This window comes from Flavobacterium sp. MDT1-60, from assembly GCF_014844035.1.
Taxonomy (GTDB): Bacteria; Bacteroidota; Bacteroidia; order Flavobacteriales; family Flavobacteriaceae; genus Flavobacterium.
In genome coordinates, this window is sequence record NZ_CP062159.1 from 3,298,619 (window position 1) to 3,315,941 (window position 17,323).

Annotated in this window: 18 protein-coding genes; 2 read left to right on the forward strand and 16 right to left on the reverse strand. The window is 32.3% G+C overall.

Features of this window, described 5'->3' with window-relative positions:
- A complete protein-coding gene (locus tag IHE43_RS13675; RefSeq protein WP_192184396.1) occupies positions 1-144 on the reverse strand; it encodes a hypothetical protein in 144 nt (47 codons plus the stop codon).
- Between the two features lie 18 nt (positions 145-162).
- Here IHE43_RS13675 and IHE43_RS13680 point away from each other — a divergent pair, with 18 nt between their 5' ends.
- Positions 163-687 (forward strand): TetR/AcrR family transcriptional regulator, encoded by a 525-nt coding sequence (locus IHE43_RS13680; RefSeq protein ID WP_192184397.1) that lies wholly within the window; start codon positions 163-165, stop codon positions 685-687.
- 2 nt (positions 688-689) lie between these two features.
- Positions 690-1,103: a nuclear transport factor 2 family protein gene (locus IHE43_RS13685; RefSeq protein WP_192184398.1), complete on the forward strand. Its 414-nt coding sequence runs from the start codon at positions 690-692 to the stop codon at positions 1,101-1,103.
- Position 1,104: 1 nt separating this feature from the next.
- Here IHE43_RS13685 and IHE43_RS13690 read toward each other — a convergent pair whose 3' ends face one another.
- The 15 genes from IHE43_RS13690 to IHE43_RS13760 form a co-directional block, all read right to left on the reverse strand.
- Positions 1,105-1,734 (reverse strand): MCP four helix bundle domain-containing protein, encoded by a 630-nt coding sequence (locus IHE43_RS13690; RefSeq protein ID WP_192184399.1) that lies wholly within the window; start codon positions 1,732-1,734, stop codon positions 1,105-1,107.
- Positions 1,735-1,804: 70 nt separating this feature from the next.
- The gene (locus tag IHE43_RS13695) at positions 1,805-2,260 is read right to left on the reverse strand and encodes a hypothetical protein (protein ID WP_192184400.1); all 456 of its coding nucleotides are present in this window, start codon (positions 2,258-2,260) and stop codon (positions 1,805-1,807) included.
- Between the two features lie 82 nt (positions 2,261-2,342).
- Positions 2,343-3,083: an alpha/beta hydrolase gene (locus IHE43_RS13700; RefSeq protein ID WP_192184401.1), complete on the reverse strand. Its 741-nt coding sequence runs from the start codon at positions 3,081-3,083 to the stop codon at positions 2,343-2,345.
- Positions 3,084-3,094: 11 nt separating this feature from the next.
- Entirely contained in the window at positions 3,095-3,388 is a 294-nt protein-coding gene (locus IHE43_RS13705) for a hypothetical protein (RefSeq protein ID WP_192184402.1), read from the reverse strand.
- Positions 3,389-3,400: 12 nt separating this feature from the next.
- The gene (locus IHE43_RS13710) at positions 3,401-5,125 is read right to left on the reverse strand and encodes a sodium:solute symporter (protein ID WP_192184403.1); all 1,725 of its coding nucleotides are present in this window, start codon (positions 5,123-5,125) and stop codon (positions 3,401-3,403) included.
- 124 nt (positions 5,126-5,249) lie between these two features.
- Positions 5,250-7,781, reverse strand: a complete 2,532-nt coding sequence (locus IHE43_RS13715; protein WP_192184404.1) for a PIG-L family deacetylase — start codon at positions 7,779-7,781, stop codon at positions 5,250-5,252.
- A 383-nt stretch (positions 7,782-8,164) separates the two neighbouring features.
- Positions 8,165-8,692 carry a hypothetical protein gene (locus IHE43_RS13720; protein WP_192184405.1) on the reverse strand — a complete coding sequence of 176 codons (528 nt, stop codon included), beginning with the start codon at positions 8,690-8,692 and terminating at the stop codon, positions 8,165-8,167.
- A gap of 194 nt (positions 8,693-8,886) precedes the next feature.
- A complete protein-coding gene (locus IHE43_RS13725; protein ID WP_192184406.1) occupies positions 8,887-10,713 on the reverse strand; it encodes a hypothetical protein in 1,827 nt (608 codons plus the stop codon).
- 69 nt (positions 10,714-10,782) lie between these two features.
- Positions 10,783-11,898, reverse strand: a complete 1,116-nt coding sequence (locus IHE43_RS13730) for an AI-2E family transporter (RefSeq protein WP_192184407.1) — start codon at positions 11,896-11,898, stop codon at positions 10,783-10,785.
- Between the two features lie 119 nt (positions 11,899-12,017).
- Complete coding sequence (locus IHE43_RS13735; protein ID WP_192184408.1) at positions 12,018-12,548, reverse strand: mechanosensitive ion channel domain-containing protein; 531 nt, start codon at positions 12,546-12,548, stop codon at positions 12,018-12,020.
- Between the two features lie 11 nt (positions 12,549-12,559).
- Complete coding sequence (locus tag IHE43_RS13740) at positions 12,560-13,144, reverse strand: Maf-like protein (RefSeq protein WP_192184409.1); 585 nt, start codon at positions 13,142-13,144, stop codon at positions 12,560-12,562.
- A complete protein-coding gene (locus IHE43_RS13745) occupies positions 13,137-14,063 on the reverse strand; it encodes a geranylgeranylglycerol-phosphate geranylgeranyltransferase (RefSeq protein ID WP_192184410.1) in 927 nt (308 codons plus the stop codon). Before IHE43_RS13745 ends, IHE43_RS13740 begins: the two co-directional genes overlap by 8 nt.
- Before the next feature lie 82 nt (positions 14,064-14,145).
- Positions 14,146-14,673, reverse strand: a complete 528-nt coding sequence (locus tag IHE43_RS13750) for an HAD family hydrolase (protein ID WP_192184411.1) — start codon at positions 14,671-14,673, stop codon at positions 14,146-14,148.
- Entirely contained in the window at positions 14,657-15,418 is a 762-nt protein-coding gene (locus IHE43_RS13755) for a Rossmann-like and DUF2520 domain-containing protein (protein WP_192184412.1), read from the reverse strand. Before IHE43_RS13755 ends, IHE43_RS13750 begins: the two co-directional genes overlap by 17 nt.
- A 153-nt stretch (positions 15,419-15,571) precedes the next feature.
- Positions 15,572-17,260, reverse strand: coding sequence for a glycoside hydrolase family 28 protein (locus IHE43_RS13760; protein WP_192184413.1), 1,689 nt, complete (start codon positions 17,258-17,260; stop codon positions 15,572-15,574).
- Positions 17,261-17,323: the final 63 nt, after the last annotated feature.

The following is a 17,323-nucleotide window of genomic DNA, read 5'->3' on the forward strand; positions in this document are numbered from 1 at the left end:
TTAAACCTCTAAAATTCCAATATTTAAAATTCCAAATTCCAATGCTTGTAAAAGTTTTGGAATTTGGAATTTTTGTTTTTGTTTATTTTTAAAAAAATACAGACAGACTTGTCTGTATTTGCGAAAAATATCTATCTTTGTCATTCAGAAAATTTAATCCGAATGTCACCGAGAGAACGAATTTTAGAAAAAACATTTACATTGTTTCATCAACAAGGTTATAATGCTACTGGAATTAATCAGATTATTGAGGAAGCGAAAGTGGCAAAAGCCAGTTTTTACCAGCACTTTAAATCAAAAGAAGATTTATGTGTTGCTTTTTTAAACGAACGTCATTCTTTCTGGTTTAATCAATTAGAACAATTTATTTCTAAAGAAAAAGAAACGAAAGCAAAAGTGTTGGCTTCGTTTGATTTTTTAATTTTTATGAATAAAGAGGAAAACTTCAGAGGCTGTAGCTTTTTAAATATACTTTCTGAAATCCCTTCAGACAATATTAAGATTCTTCGTGTACTTCAAAGTCATAAACACGATTTGAGAGTTTATTTTCAGAATATTATCAATGATGAACTGTTATCAGATCATATTTATTTATTGTTTGAGAGTTGTATAATCGAAAGTCAGTTATTCAAATCAAACCAGTTTATTGAGCAATCCAAAAGAATAATTAATACTTTAATTTCGTAAAAATGGAACAGAAATTACCATTGCCACCTTTCACTTTAGAAACAGCAAAAGAAAAAATTCAGTTAGCAGAAGATGCCTGGAACAGTCAGGACCCAGAACGAGTTTCGAAAGCCTACACGGTTGATAGCGAATGGCGAAACCGGGATCAGTTTGTAAATGGAAGAGAAGAAATTATTCTTTTTCTAACTCAAAAATGGAAAAAAGAAATCAATTATAAATTAAAAAAAGAATATTGGGCACATACTGAAAACAGAATTGCAGTTCGATTTGAGTATGAATATCAGGATCTTAACGGAAACTGGTTTAGAGCTTACGGAAATGAGAATTGGGAATTTGATTCGAATGGTCTAATGCAAAAAAGATTTGCCAGTATAAATGACCTTTCAATTAAAGAAGAAGAACGAAAACTGAAATAAATTAATTCAAACTCGGCGGCTCAGGAATCTTGATATTTCTTTTTATTTTCTTTACAATTAAGAGATAGAAAGTTATTCCGCCCAAAACTATTAGTAAAGCAATCTGTAATTGTCCGAGACTATTATTGTCGTTATACATTTTGTTGGCGCTGGCTAATTTTGCTTTGCCTTCTTTCACCTGAATTTGAGACAGCGATTCTAAAGTTTTAAGAGCTTCTCCGCTAGCAAAAGCAATTTTATTCCAGTTTTTATTTTCAACTTGGTTGTTGATTTCTTTGCAGGAAGCTAAAAAGGCATCAAAATGTTCTTTCTCTTTATTGGTCAAAACTGTTTTAGCATATAGATCATCAATGCTATGAACAATTTTTAAGGTGTGAATGATTTCATCTTTTTTAATATTATCGCTCAAATCCAGTTTTTCAGCTTCGCTTTTTATAAAATGAAGTTCTTTTGAATATTGAAAAATATAATGAGACACCATCAAACGATCGTTATAAATTGCATTGATGTTTTCGTTTACTTTTTTGGAATTTCGTAGCGTATTGAAATTGCTCAATAGAATAATGAGCATCACAATCAGTAAAATGAAAGCAGCTTTGGTTTTATTGCTGTATTTTTTTAGATCTTTCATAATGAATATGTTTCGTGAAATTTTTAATGACAGTTTAAATAGAAATGCGATTTCATATTATTAAATAAATTTACCATACTTTAATTGTACTTAAATAGATCCATACAATAAATAAAAGTTGTAATGGGACTCTAAACCACAAGTAAGTTATTCCATTGCCATTAAAATCACCTTTCTGATAATCTATGTGTTTTACAGCTGCATAAATATTAGCAGGAAGTAGAAAAACCAGAAAAAAGATGGTTGACCACGCAGCATATATTGTTAAACCAGGTATCAAAAGACCAATTCCTAAAAAAATCTCAATTACTCCGGTGATATAGATCAATTCAGTTTTAAAAGGTATTTGAAGCGGAATCATCATAGACATTCCTTTAGTGAATACAAAATGAGCAACAGCAGTAAAACAAAGCATAGCACACATTGCAATTCTCGCTGCTAAGAGTACATTATATTGATCAGATGTAAATCTTATGAAAAGATTAGAGAGTAAAAAAACTGAAATCAAAACAATTAATGGTTTCATTTTTAGTGTTTTATTGGCGCTAAATTAGACCTTAATAAGGTACAAAACCATTTTTAAAATTTTGATTTTCTAATATAAAATTTTAAAAAGGTTTCTGATTTATAAAACTTAGTATACTTTTTAAAGTTTTGTATTGTTGTTTTTCGCGGGAAATTCTGGCCGAATTATCACCAAACTGAAAACCATAATAGCCAAACTGAGCATGATTAGCACCATCAATTTTTACAAATTTTGTAGTTGCAGGAAGCTTTGATTTATTCTGAAAAATTGTTCTTTCATCGGCTACACCATCATCTGAACCGTATATTTTTAAAATTGGAATGGTACTGTTAGCAAGTGAAATGTCTCGAGGATGTGTGGTTCCAATTAAAATCAATTTGTCAATTAAGTTAGGATTTTTTTTGACGAATTGTGCGGCCATTTTTCCGCCTTGAGAATGTCCAGCTAAAATATAGGTTTTGGTTTTATCAGCAAATAAGTCAAGTTGTTTTGGAATTTCATATCCTTTAGAAGCCAGTCTCCAAGGCATTTTAATCAAATAAACCTTAATTCCGTTTTCTGAGATCTTTCTACATAAAGGTACATAAGCTTTCGGATCAACCATCGCACCAGGATAAAAAATAAAGACTTTATCAAATTTTTGCTTTGGTTCAAACAAAAAATAATCATCGTTATCTTTTACGGAGATTATATCACTGCCTTGCAAAAATGATTCTGAAACACCTTTTGCCTGATAAGAATACACCAACCAAATTGTAAATGAAATGGCAATTAGAAACCATATTCGTTTTACTGTTTTAAGAATTGGGTGTTTCTTTTTCATTGAGTTTACTTTTAATTAAACACTTCTGATTTTATAAGGAAAGATATAACAACTCCAAGCATATGAATTCCAAAAATATAATACTTCCAATTTGGTTTGTTAAACCAAATATAACCGTAAAGTGGGATTTCGATCAATGCTAAAAAAAATCCAACGAATCCAATCTCAAGTTGCAGTTTTGCAATTATCATAGTATATGGATAAACTATCAGAGCTGGCAAATAAGTTCCATGACCGCCACCAGCAAATAAGATTGTAAAGAATAAAAATAAAATTGATATTATAAGAGTCTTTGCTACTTTCATGTATAAAACAAGTTACTCCAAAACTACTTCCTCAACATCCGGTTTTCCTTTAAAAAACAAAACCTGCATCAATAAAGCCAATACTATTGTCAACATCGCGCCAATAAAATTCAGCCATAAATAACCTAGTTTTTCCTGAGTATAAATCATGAAGTAATAAATTATAAAAATGGTAATTTGGCTGATAATGGCACTGTAAAACATTGGCTTTGCCTGAACGCGACGAAGATAAAACCCAACCAAAAAGATTCCTAAAACAGTTCCGTAGAAAATAGAACCAATGATATTTACCAACTGAATTAAATTTTCAAATAAAGTTCCAACACAGGCAAAAAGTATGGCTATAACTCCCCAAAATAGAGTAAAGAATTTGGTTGCATTCAGATAATGTTTCTCCGATTTCTCGGTTTTCAGATTTCGTTTGTAAATGTCAATTGCCGTTGTAGAAGCCAAAGCATTTAGTCCCGAAGCCGTCGATGACATTGCCGCCGATAAAATTACCGCCAACAATAAACCTATCAATCCTTTTGGCAAATAATGCAAAATGAAATGGAAAAAAACATAATCTTTATCATTGGTTTCGCTGTTGCTGTCGGCTTTCGAAATGATTTCTTTGGCACGATCACGAAGATCTTTTTCCTTGTTGGATAAAGCTACTAATTCTTTACGCAAAATAGGATTGTCGTAATCCTGATTGAGCTGATCGATGTACAATAAATTAATAACTTTTTTATCTTCTGAAAGTGTAATCAGTTTTTTTTCTAAAGCGTGATATTCTTCCTTATAAGCTGATTTTTCAATAACAATTTTATTATTCGGATTAAAATTTAACGGAACAGGATTGAATTGAAAAAACACAAAAACCATAACTCCGGTCAACAAAATAAAGAATTGCATTGGAACTTTTAAAAGCCCATTCATGATTAATCCCATCTGACTTTCACGAACTGATTTTCCGGATAAATAGCGACCAACCTGAGACTGATCTGTACCGAAATAGGCGAGGGCAAGGAAAAAACCTCCGGTAATTCCACTCCAAAAAGTATACTTTTCTTCCGGATCAAAAGAGAAATCAACAATATTCATTTTATCATTTGCACCCGCAATATGCATCGCGCTGGTAAAAGTCATATCATTTGGCAGGTAATGTAAAATCAGGAAAAAAGTGATAAACATTCCAGACATAATCACAAACATTTGCTGTTTCTGTGTTACGTTGACGGCTTTTGTTCCTCCTGAAAAGGTATAAATAATAACCAAAAGGCCGATAATTATATTCATTAAGGTTAAATTCCACCCCAAAAGTGCTGATAAAATAATAGCTGGAGCATAAATAGTCAATCCGGTTCCTAAACCTCTTTGCACTAAAAAAAGAATTGCTGCCAATGAACGTGTTTTAACATCAAAACGTTTCTCTAGAAATTCATAAGCCGTATAAACCTTGTTTTTATGATAAAGCGGAATAAAAGTCACACAAATTACAATCATAGCAATTGGCAATCCGAAATAGAATTGCACAAACCCCATTCCGTCATGATAAGCCTGACCTGGTGTAGATAAAAACGTAATCGCGCTGGCCTGAGTTGCCATAACTGAAAGCCCTACGGTATACCAAGGTGTTTCGTTGTTTCCTAAAATGAAATCTTCAACATTTTTACTTCCTTTAGTTTTCCAGGAACCATATCCAACAATGAATAAAAGGGTAACAATCAGTACGATCCAGTCAAATAGTTGCATAGGTTATGAATATAATTGCATGATTAAGAAAAAAATCAGGATATAAATGGCGTTCGCTACCAAAACGTAGGTGTAGCTTTTTTTCCATTTTTTTTGTTTTTTAGCTTCCATTTTTTTATGATTTTTATTTCTTTAATTCTTGTTTAGGAGCTTCTATAGGCTGTTTTAGCGAAATGATATTGGAGAGCAATCGGTATGCACCCGCAACACCTTCCGGCAATTCTCTAAAAAAGCTTAAACCAGTGTAAATATAGTATCCTTTTCCGTATGGAGCGACTAATAAAGCACCATCTTTAGCAGATTCGCCTTTATCGTGTGACGATATAATAGGAGTGAAGGCAGGGTCATATTGGTTTGGATAATACAAACCTTGTTCTTGTGTCCAGCCTTGAAAGTCTTTTTCAGTGATTTTATTTGGCGTATTTAAAACAGGGTGATTTGGCGCTAAAAATGTTATTTTGGCATTTTCCTCAGTTACACGATCGTTTGATACTTTTAACGGATAAGGTGCGATCTGATCGGTTACCATTCTGCCATATGTATTATACTGTACAATCATGTTTTTACCACTTTTTACAAAATCAAAAAGTATTTTTTGCTTGTTGGCTAAGGCATTTACGGTATTGTAAGCGCGTACACCAGTCATAACTGTGCTGAAAGAATCTAGTTTTTCAGGTGTAATTTCTTCGGGTTTTAAAATGGTAACTTTATATCCCATTTGGGCTAGACTTTCCGGAACTTCATCACCAGCACCCATAATATAGGCGATGGCATCGCCAGAAGTTTTTAAATCAATTCTGATGCATTTTGATTCAGCCGGTTTTAAAACCATTTGCTTGGTAATGTGGCTATAATCGATAACTGTTTCATCATTTTCAAAACGTTTGTTGTCAACAATGGCAATCGCTTTTGCAACAGTTTCTTCCTGATTTACCGGAGGAGTAACTTCAAAATAAAAAGTTTGGTCATTTCCTTTTTTATTTAAAGAAAACGGAATTTGTTTTGGCGAAACCACCCAGCTTTTTGGCAATTCTAATTGTAGATTTCCTGTGATAGCATCTTTTCCGGCACGAACTTTTACCGGAATCATTTTACTTTTGGTATCCTTAAAAATTAATACTTTTTCTGAAATTGAGGTCGTAACATCTGGTACAATATCAAGAAAATTATACATTTCGCCTTTTACGCCATCATTGTATTTGTAAACAACAGTTCGCTCAAACGGAATCTCAACACCATTAATTTTTATATTAAAAACGACTTTTACTTCTCTAATAATATCTGGAATCCCTATGTTTTCCTGATTAGAAACGGTGTACATTCCAACGCTTGCCTTTTCTTTAAGCCAGTACGGCTGTGTGTATTCTAAATTCTCCGGAAGCTGAATTTGAAGAATACTTTTCTGATCGTTATTATTTTTTAAAATGCTATTTTGAACAGTTGTTTTGTTATCCGGTAAAGAAGTTACACTTGTCAACTGCATTTCAACAGGACTTCTATTAATAACTTCAAGGCTTAATTTAATAGTACTTCCAGGAGTTGCTTCCTGTTCGCTGGCAACAGCTTCAAGATATAAACCGGAGCAAGAAGCAATAATATTTTTTATCGCTGTAGCTTTTAGAGGTTTCCAATGATCATCATCTAAAGCTTCAATCATGGTATATGCTTTTACCAAATCCGGAATACTTGCTGAAGGATTGCTGAAATCATATTTTGAGATGATTTTTGAAATTAATTCTCCAATTGGTTTTCCATTTTTAACACGGTTCCATGAAGTATCTATTCCATCAAATAAATTATCTCTTTCCGTTGGAGTTTCACCATTAATAAGTTCCAGATATTCTGTTTCTTCACCACGGGCACCTGTACTTCCAAAACCTTGAGATTGATGACGGCTGCGGCTTAAAGCGGCAATTTCCTGATTCGATTTTCCAATTCCGGTATAATAAACACCCGTTTCTAATTTAGTAAACTTCGATTTATTGGCAGCCTCAAATTTTTCCTGGCTTCCATAAAACCACCATGACGGATTAAAAAACTGTCTTTTAACCTCCCATGGTTTTACATATTTTAATTGTTCAGGATATATTTTAGCATCATTTGTTAATTTAAAACTTTCGACACTCAACATCGCTGATGATGTATGATGCCCGTGTGTTGTACCTGGTGAACGATGATCAAATCTATTAATGATTACATCTGGCTGAAATTTTCTTATTGTCCAAACAACATCAGCAAGGACTTTATCTTTATCCCAGATTTGTAAAGTTTCATCCGGAGTTTTTGAAAAACCAAAGTCGTTTGCTCGCGAAAAAAACTGTTCTCCACCATCAATTTTTCGGGCTTCAATTAATTCCTGCGTTCTAATAACACCAAGCAATTCACGCAACTGCGGACCAATTAAATTCTGACCGCCATCTCCGCGCGTTAATGACAAATAACCGGCTCTGGCATTCATTTCGTTTGCCATATACGAAATTAAACGTGTATTTTCGTCATCAGGATGAGCAGCAACATATAAAACAGAACCTAAAAAGTTAAGTTTTTTTATTTGATTATAAATTTCAACAGAACTTGGTTTTTGTGGTTGTTGTGCAAAAGAAATTGAAATTCCTGTTAAAAAAAATAGAAGAATTTGTAACTGAATTTTTCGCATAGCGTATTTTGGTGTTTTTGAAAGTGGTTCAAAAATAGTAATTATATTGTTGAACACTATTTAAATGAAATGTTAATGTTTAGTTATTGACTTTCTTTCAACAAAATTTATTCCAAAAAAAGCTACCAGATAAAATCTAACAGCTTTAAGAGAATTGATCTAAAAATTTAAATGATATGGTATTTCTTAAGATCACAGAAAATTATTTCAATTTGTTTTCTGTGTCTTTATAATTTCCAGTAATGGCTACACTACTATTTTTTGTTACATTTATGTGAATTTGTAATAAATTAACAAAACAGCGAAATACTATACGTGCATAAAAAAAGAGTATCAAATTTTTGATACTCTTTTGTATTGAATGCTAGCTATTTAGTAAATATTTATCTTCGCCCGTGTCCATGATCATCATCATGTCTATCATGTTTGTCATGTTTGTCGTGTCTGTCATCGTGATCATGACGATCATGTTTGTCATAATGTTTATAATTTCTGTGATTATCATGACGATCGTTGTAACCATAAACCGGTCTTGGTTTGTAAGGTCTTTGAGGTGCACCATGATATCCTTTGTAATATCTTACTCTATGACGGTCAAAGTATGTATATGGAGTTCTACCATGATAATCATTCAAAACTACTTTATAACCACCATATAAATCATAATTTCTGTATTGTCTTGGTAAATAAGTTGTTCTAACCCATCTTCCATCACCAAAATAAATGAATTGTGATGCTCTAACATCGTAATAGGCTTCAATATCTGGCAAATAATAGTATTCTGTTTCAGCATATCCTGTAGGACCCCAAGCTGGAGGTGCGCCTATATTAACATTAATTGATACTTGGGCTTGTGTGGCATTTGCAACCAAAAGGAATAATCCGGCGATTGCTATTTTTATTGTTTTCATTTTTTTTAAGTTTTAATGTTACTCTTGTTTAGGGATATTCATATACTGTGCCAAAAATAAAAAGCAAATGTATTTCGTCGGATAAAATATGCATTTTACCGATCGATAATTGGTTAGTTTTGTTGTAAATATTTGATTTTTAATCTGTTTTGAAACGCTTAGAAAATGAAATAAAATTGAAAAAAAATTCATTTCTATTTATAATCCACAATTCTTGGTTTTCCAAGTTCAAAACTTTGTAAACCAAAATCGGTAGTTTCAAAAGTATTGGTTTTGAAAACATTATCTCCTTCAAATGGTATAGTAGGATAGTATGACAATGACAATTGAAAAGAACTGAAAACTAAATAGTCATTACTGATGACCAAGCCAAGAGTTACTTTAGAATAGGCTTTATTTCGTCCCATCGCATTATTAGGGCTTCCTAAAACTGCAATTGAATAATTAAAAAACGGATTCATACGAAATCCCCAAAGTGCGTGAGGAGAATAAGTCTGGGTTTGAAGAGAAAGTACCATTTTATTTGTTCCGTACAGAGCACTGTTGAATCCGGCTAAACCATTTCGTTCGTTTATATTTAATTGATCACCAATAATATCTTCACGATTTACTCCAATAACAAATCTTGGATTAACAAATTGTCTTAGCTTCCAATTTCCAATAGTATATAATTTTGTGAAATAATTGCTCTCAATTGCAAAGGCCGTTTCATAGGTTTTAGATTGATGAAAAAAAGTACCTGCTTCAAAATTAGTACTGAAAAATCCCCATCTGTAATAGTTTCCAAAAGAAAATTGCCCTCCTATATAAGGCCGCCAAAATGTATTTTTATACTGATAACTGAGTGTAATTCCATAAATTCGACCAATGGGAACATCTTCAGTTTGTCCATTTCTAAAAATATAACTGTCTTTGATAAATTTTCTGGTATTAAGCCCAATTCCGGATAAAATTAGTTTTTCATCAGAATAAAAATTAGTAGGATCATACAAATCTGATGGACTTTCACTAAAATTCACATTTAGAAAACGAGCTGAAACTATCAGATTGGTTATGCCACCGTTCTTGGTTTCAAATACTTTAGATGCTTTTCCAGCCCAAAAATCCTGAAAATTATATTTGAAAGGCTGATATTCATAAGTCATATCCGGTGCCTGTAAGGTATCTTTCCTAAAATTTTGCCCCACATAAACACCGCCAGCCCATTTGGTTAATGGAGAATAGAAGAGACGTTCGATATTTATCGTTTTAGAATAATTATTGTCAAGGTCAATATTGTAATGTAGGGTTGCTCCAATATATGTATTTTTGATATTCGGTACGGTATACGTTACATCATTACCGTTTCTTCCATCATCAAAGCGATTGGTAAAACGGTATTCTAATTGTTGACCAGACCCAAAGAAATCTTTTTCCTTAAATCCAACAGAAACCTGATTACTCGAAATCGAAAATCTCGGAATAGTACTCCAGGAGTCTAAAACACGAATAGTAATGTCTATAGAATCAGAGGCTACTACCTGGCGCGTTATTCGAACTGCAGTCACATATTTTTGAGCACGAATCAAACGCTCCGATTCTTGTACTTTATAACTGTCATAAACGGAATTTCGTTTAAATAATAATAAATTTTTAATAGCAATCTTTTTTGTTTTTAGGTGCAGCCTGTTTCCTGTTCTTTCGCCCCAATTTCGAGGTACCTGAGTCGTATCCGTAACGGAATGCCCAAACGGATCTAATGTTACAATATTTATTCTACGGATAATTTTCCCACTATAATCGGCAGTATCTTGAGGAACAATAAGATCTTCCTTTTTTCGAGGTTTTTTTGCTCTAAATAAAAGTTTATGAAGTGTTTGAGTAAATTTATTTTTCTTGGAGTAGTTCCGAATCTTTGTATAAATTTCAGTCGTGTCTTTTTTACCTTTACTGTTTTCTTTTTTAGTATCCACCTGTGCTTGAGTAATTTGCACACAAAAGCATAATGCGATAAAAAAAACTATTTTTTTAATTAGAGACATTCAGGTATTTTTTGCTATATAATAATTGATTTTTATATGAATATAAGTAAAATAGGAGTAAGATTCTTGTTATTGGTCTACTTTTGCTTCAATTTTAGGTTTTCTAATCCGCCACGTAAATTTTCTAGGCATATGATTGCCCATTAAATAGCCCCACGGTTCTAAAGACTCGATTCGGTCAAAAATAATTTTTAAAATTGCCAATAACGGAATTGCCAAAAACATACCCGAAATTCCTGCTGCAGCACCACCAACAATAATTCCCATAATAGATACAAAAGCATTGATCTCTACTTTTGAATTAATGATTAAAGGCACAAGAAGATTATTATCTATTAACTGAACAATAACATTTACAAGTAAAATACTTAAAATTACCGAAGTTTCAGGAGTTCCGGTTAACGACGCTAAAAGACTAATTACTCCGGCAATTGTTATTCCTATATAAGGTATCAAATTTAATATTCCGGTTATTAATCCTAACAAAACAAAATATTTCACACCAACAATCCACAAGCCTAAACCCGTAAGTATTGAAACTACAATCATTTCTAATAATAAGCTGACGATATAATTATTTATTGAAAGTCTAATTTGTGAAAGAATATCTTTTAATGCAGAGTGATCTTCTTTATTAACCAATTTTGCCAGAAAAAGAATAAAATGGTCTTTATAAAGCAGAAACAAGAAAGTGTAAATAGGAATGATAGTACAATCTAAAAGAAGATCGGTAATAGATAGTATCGCCGAACCGACGGTACCAGCGCCTCCATTTTTTACTGAATCTTTTGTTACGGTATCAAGATATTTTTTTTGTTCGCCAATGCTTATATGAAAATTCTCCCTTACAAATTTATGAACCTCACTGATAAAATAATTGGTGTTTTTCTTTATAGCGTCAAAATCGTTGGCAATATCTTTAACCTGATAAGAGATAAAAACTAATATTCCAACAATAAATGCGGCAAATGTAAGGACACAAATTATTGCAGCAAGATGCCGTGGAAATTTAAGCCTGACATTTAATAAGGTGAAAATTGGAAGTAATAAAACGGCAAATAAAAAGGCCATCAATACGGGTGTAATAATATCTTGTCCTAAACAGAATATTACAGCAAAACAAATTAAACTTACAAGTATAAGGGAAAGTTTTGCATAAAAAGGCAATTTGATTGAACGAATCATTTTGGTAGTAAAAAATTAGGTTTAGAAAGTCTGAATTAGATCTAAACAAAATTCTTTATTTTTTCCACAAATTACGTTGTAGGTTTCTCTATTAACGTTATAAAATTCCCATTCAAACTTTAATCAAAAAACTCTTTATCTTCGTAGTGCGTTGGCATTATGGAAATACCTTTTTGGAGTAATAAGTTATTAGGGAAAATGATTCTTTCGCCTTCTTTGGTTCTTAAGTTAACATGAAAAGCGCTAATATCTTCGATTTCAGCTTCAATTGGAAAATCTTTATCATGAATTTTAATTGTGTCCCCAATTTTAAAAGGAAACGAAAAAAATAAAATCATTCCAGAAGTAATATTACTTAGAATAGACCATTGCGCAAACATTGCAACGCCAATAACAGTTGTAACTGAGGAAACCGTGAAAAAAATATCCTCGGTATTAACGCCCCAAATTATAATCAAACTTATCGCAACTAAAATATTCATCAAAATATGAATGTATTTGATTACTAAATTTGTTCGATGTTCTAATAATTGACTACTGCTGGCGTAGCGACGAATCAATTTGGCAACAATAATTCTTAAAGCCACCAGAGTTAAAAGAAGTATTACAGTTGTTAATATTTCCTGACTATATTCTTTAAAAGAAAACATAAATTAATTTTTTACACTAAAGTACTCAAATATTCGTAAACTTTTGCTGTCGGTAATCCCATAACATTGGTGTAAGAGCCTTCAACTTTTGCAACTGCCATAAAACCAAACCATTCCTGAATGCCATATGCTCCGGCTTTGTCGTAAGGTTTATAATTTTCTATATAGTATAAAATAGCTTCGTCAGATAAATCATTGAAAGTTACTTTAGTAACATCATTTAAAAGAGTAGAAGTAGTGTTGGTTTTAAAACAAACTGATGTAAAAACTTCGTGAGTGGTATTCGACATTGATTTGATCATTTCAAAAGCTTCTTCAGCATTTTTAGGTTTCCCTAAAGCTTTATTCTGATGCCATACAATGGTGTCGCTGGTTATTAATATTTCATTTTCTGTCAGTTCACCTTTAAAGGCATTTGCTTTTAATTCAGCTAAAAAATCAGTGATTTCCACCGCTTTTAATTCAGGTGGATAAATTTCTTCAACATCTTTCAGTCGAATTTCGAAATCCAAATCTAAATCTTTGAAAAATTGCTGTCTGCGTGGCGAACCAGAAGCCAGAATCAGGGTATATTTTTTTAATTTTTCTTTAAGCATTGAACTTAATATTTAAGGTAATAACTAATATTGATAAAATTCCGAAAAGCAAAATCAATTTTAAAACGGTACTCAAATGATGAAAATCCTTTTGTGATTTTGCACTAAATATTTTTACAATGAAATATAAAAGAGGGGCTAAAACAAAAGCAAAGGCATATAAAGTTACAATAAGAAGATCATTTTCTACAAAGTATTTATTGATATAAAGCAACGATAATATAAACGGAATAATAGCAAATCCCAAAGCAATTTTTGCGGTTCGGCTTATTCCAATTGAAATAGGTAATGTATTCAATCCTTGGTTATAATCGCCATTTACATCTTCAATATCTTTAACTATTTCACGAATAAAATTAATCATAAAAGCAAACAAAGCGTAATCAATTAATATTGAAAACAAACTCGCCATTTGCGCCTGATTGTCAACATCTGTTGCAGGAAAAATATCAAAAATACCAATAATGATAACACTTAAAGCAAGTAATAATGCCACTACAAAATTCCCTAAAAGCATGATCTGTTTTAAAGTTGTCGAATAGAAATAAAGTAAAGAAGCAATTAAGATAAAAATAGTAGCAAAACCAGGTCTCATAATTACATTTGACAAATAGAACCCAATAGCAACGCCCGTAATATTCAATCCGAAATAAATATTATAAGCACGTGTTTCTGAAATTCCTTTGCCAATAACAACATCATTTGGTTTGTTGATAGTGTCTGAGGCAACATCAAAAATATTATTAATTACATAACCCGCAGCGGCCAATAAAACAGTACTTAAAACCAATAATCCATATTGCCAATCGGTTAAAGCTAACTGAATATCTTGTTGTTTTAAAAATGAATAACGAAATAATAGCTGCATAAAAGCAAGCATCAATAAATTTTGGTACCGAATTAGTTTGAGGTATTTCATTTCTTGAAGGTTCTAAGGTTTTGAGGGACAAAGGTTCAAAGGTTTTTTAAATGCAGTTCAATCAATCTGAAATCTAAGATAATCAATCGTGTTTTCCATTAAAATATTCCATCCATTTTCCCTGTACTTTCATTACTTGTTCAATTACGTCACGTGCAGCGCCTCTTCCACCTTTTACGTGTGAGATATAACGGCTAATATTTTTGATTTCAGGACTTGCATCTTGTGGACAGGTTGGTAATCCGACTAATTTCATGACATGAAAATCAGGAATATCATCGCCCATGTATAATACTTGTTCTGGTTTGATATTGTAATTATCGGTATATTCTTTAAAGGTTTCTACTTTATCAGGGGTTCCTAAATGAATGTCTGTAATGCCTAAATTACGAAGTCTCACGCGAACACCTTCATTGCTTCCGCCAGAAATAACGCAGACATTATAACCACTTTCAACAGCCGCTTTCATGGCATAACCATCACGAATATTCATTGTGCGAAGAATTTCTCCTTCATTGGTTACAAAAACCGAACTGTCTGTAAGTACGCCATCAACATCAAAAATAAACGTTGTGATGTCATTCATTATTTCTTTATAACTTTTTGCCATTATGCTGTATAGATTGTGTTAGTATTTTATAAATATTCTTTTGATTTTCATTGGTTAAATAATTCAAATGGGCTTTAATTGTACTGGAATCATTGCGTTTTGCAGGTCCGGTTTGTGCATCAATTGGATCTAAAGTTTTTATCTTTTCAGCAGTTTCCTGAATCAGCGGTTTTAAAATTTCGAAAGAAACCTGGTTCTCTTCGCAAATTTCCTGACCAATCTGATATAAATGATTCGTAAAATTGTTTACAAAAACAGCTGCTACATGTAACGCTTTTCGTTGTTCTGAATTTATTGGAAAAACAGCATTTGAAATACTTTTGGCAACAGTTTCCAAAACACGAAAGTCAAATGTATTTTCAGCCTCTAAACAAATCGGAATTACTGAAAAATCAATCTCCTTATTCCTAGAAAAAGTTTGAAGTGGATAAAAAACGCCTTTACGATTTTTACCATCTAAAGTTTCGATGGAAGCTGCTCCTGAAGTATGAACTACAAGTTGATTGTTGAATGGTAATTGTTGTGAAACTTCTGAAATTGCATTGTCTGAAACAGCAATAATATATAAGTCAGCTTCTTTTAAATCTTCAAAATCATTTACAATTTTATCGTAATCAATTAGAGAAGCCAGAGTTTCTTTTTTTCTCGAAAACACTTGTGCAATTTCGACAGCTTCACTTTTAGAGAAAGCTTTTATCAAATGCTGCGCAACATTTCCGGAACCAATTAACGTTATTCGAATCATATCGCAAAATTAAGATTATTTTTTAAAGTAGATTGTTTTTATATCGTTTGTCTTTTATTTAAAAGTCCCTTGATTATTTAAATTTCTACGCAAAATAAAAACCCGTTACTTAACTAATTATAAGTAACGGGTTTATTCTGAATTTTAGTGCGTTTAAAGTTTTACGGCTCCTTTTGAAACGGCTTCGCTAATAGTTGTTTTTTTAGCGTATTCTGTTTTTTTAGAAGAAACTAATTCTATTTTTTCACTCGCTGCGCCATCAATTGAAACGGCTTTTGGCGAAGTGGAGTTGAATTCAATATCTTTCAGCGTCATATTTTTACCATTGTATATTTCGAATACCGTCGGATTTTTAATATCTAATTTTACGTTTGTAATTTTAATTCCATTGGCATCAATTATAGAAAAACCTTTATCAGCAGTTATAATCAAATTAGAAAGTTCGATGTTTTGTAGATTCATTTCCGGTAAACCTTGTAAAAACACAGCTTGTTGGGCACCTTTAATAGTAATATTTTTGATTGAGATATTTTTAAACTGAGGTGTTTCTTCATTTACCGCAACTACCTGATTTTTAATTTTAGTATCGCCTTCCGCTAACGTTTCTTCTATGGATTTTCCTCCATAATAAAGATTGAATGAAATAGCCTGTGATGGAATGTCAGTCATAAAAATATCCGAAATGAAGATGTTTTCAACTACTCCGCCACGTCCTCTGTTGCTTTTAAAACGAAGTCCAACGTCAGTTCCCATAAAAGTACAATTTGAAACATGCAGGTTTTTTACGCCGCCTGACATTTCACTTCCAACCGTTACACCGCCATGTCCGTGATATACGATATTGTTTTTCACGATAATATTTTCACACGGAACGCCTCTTTCACGACCATCCTTGTCTTTTCCTGATTTGATACAAATGGCATCATCACCAACATCAAAACTAGAATTTTCGACTAATACATTTTTGCATGATTCAACGTCAAGTCCATCTCCGTTTTGAGAATACCACGGATTTCTAACCGTAACATTACGAACAATTAAATCTTCAACCATAAGTGGGTGAATGTTCCATGCTGGAGAATTTTGAAAAACAGGCCCGTCAAAAAGAACTCTTTTACTATTCTGGATACTCACCATTACCGGACGAAGAAAATCATGAATAGCCTCAAATTCTTCTTTCGTTTTTAAATCAAGACGCACATTTTGATCCGCACCAACAGAAGCTTTCATAAAAGTTTCAGATGGATACCAGCTTTCTTTTTTATCATTTAAAATACCTCCGGAAGCAATAACTTTTTTCCATTGGCTTTCGGTCAATTTACTCTTTTTAACTTGTCTCCAAACTTCACCCGAACCATCCCAAACACCATTTCCTGTAAAAGCAATATTTTCAAGGTTTTTGCCGTAAATAGGAGAGATGCAACGCCATGTATTTAGCCCTTCAAAACTGGTTTGAATAATTGGATACAAACTTTTGTCGGTCGAAAATTTTATTAAAGCGCCTGTTTCAGCGTGTAATTCAATATTACTTTTTAATATAATCGGACCTGTAAGCCAGATTCCGGGAGGGATAATGACTTTTCCTCCACCTTTTTTTGAAACAGCATCTATAGCATCGGCGAAAGCCTTAGTATTTAAAACATAACCGCCATTGATAGCACCAAAATCTTTTATGTTAACTGTATTATTAGGAATTTTTGGCTCCTGAATTTTCGTCATTTTAAATTCAATATTTTCATAAGAATCATAAGACTTTGAATTCTGGGCAATTGTATTATTTGACCAGCTTCCCAGTAAAATGGTTAGGGCAATACAGAGTAAGTTAATGGGTTTAGTTTTCATGATTTTAATTATATGAAGTTTGGTTGTTAGTAGAAACAATTCTTACAAATAGGTTAGTTTTTT

What these genes read in the sequence shown, in the direction of transcription:
- IHE43_RS13745 (WP_192184410.1), bottom strand. Translation starts at nt 14,063, where the DNA reads ATGAAATACCTCAAACTAATTCGGTACCAAAATTTATTGATGCTTGCT.
- IHE43_RS13740 (WP_192184409.1), bottom strand. Translation starts at nt 13,144, where the DNA reads ATGCTTAAAGAAAAATTAAAAAAATATACCCTGATTCTGGCTTCTGGT.
- IHE43_RS13750 (WP_192184411.1), bottom strand. Translation starts at nt 14,673, where the DNA reads ATGGCAAAAAGTTATAAAGAAATAATGAATGACATCACAACGTTTATT.
- IHE43_RS13685 (WP_192184398.1), top strand. Translation starts at nt 690, where the DNA reads ATGGAACAGAAATTACCATTGCCACCTTTCACTTTAGAAACAGCAAAA.
- IHE43_RS13720 (WP_192184405.1), bottom strand. Translation starts at nt 8,692, where the DNA reads ATGAAAACAATAAAAATAGCAATCGCCGGATTATTCCTTTTGGTTGCA.
- IHE43_RS13715 (WP_192184404.1), bottom strand. Translation starts at nt 7,781, where the DNA reads ATGCGAAAAATTCAGTTACAAATTCTTCTATTTTTTTTAACAGGAATT.
- IHE43_RS13730 (WP_192184407.1), bottom strand. Translation starts at nt 11,898, where the DNA reads ATGATTCGTTCAATCAAATTGCCTTTTTATGCAAAACTTTCCCTTATA.
- IHE43_RS13725 (WP_192184406.1), bottom strand. Translation starts at nt 10,713, where the DNA reads ATGTCTCTAATTAAAAAAATAGTTTTTTTTATCGCATTATGCTTTTGT.
- IHE43_RS13705 (WP_192184402.1), bottom strand. Translation starts at nt 3,388, where the DNA reads ATGAAAGTAGCAAAGACTCTTATAATATCAATTTTATTTTTATTCTTT.
- IHE43_RS13690 (WP_192184399.1), bottom strand. Translation starts at nt 1,734, where the DNA reads ATGAAAGATCTAAAAAAATACAGCAATAAAACCAAAGCTGCTTTCATT.
- IHE43_RS13755 (WP_192184412.1), bottom strand. Translation starts at nt 15,418, where the DNA reads ATGATTCGAATAACGTTAATTGGTTCCGGAAATGTTGCGCAGCATTTG.
- IHE43_RS13695 (WP_192184400.1), bottom strand. Translation starts at nt 2,260, where the DNA reads ATGAAACCATTAATTGTTTTGATTTCAGTTTTTTTACTCTCTAATCTT.
- IHE43_RS13760 (WP_192184413.1), bottom strand. Translation starts at nt 17,260, where the DNA reads ATGAAAACTAAACCCATTAACTTACTCTGTATTGCCCTAACCATTTTA.
- IHE43_RS13710 (WP_192184403.1), bottom strand. Translation starts at nt 5,125, where the DNA reads ATGCAACTATTTGACTGGATCGTACTGATTGTTACCCTTTTATTCATT.
- IHE43_RS13675 (WP_192184396.1), bottom strand. Translation starts at nt 144, where the DNA reads ATGACAAAGATAGATATTTTTCGCAAATACAGACAAGTCTGTCTGTAT.
- IHE43_RS13735 (WP_192184408.1), bottom strand. Translation starts at nt 12,548, where the DNA reads ATGTTTTCTTTTAAAGAATATAGTCAGGAAATATTAACAACTGTAATA.
- IHE43_RS13680 (WP_192184397.1), top strand. Translation starts at nt 163, where the DNA reads ATGTCACCGAGAGAACGAATTTTAGAAAAAACATTTACATTGTTTCAT.
- IHE43_RS13700 (WP_192184401.1), bottom strand. Translation starts at nt 3,083, where the DNA reads ATGAAAAAGAAACACCCAATTCTTAAAACAGTAAAACGAATATGGTTT.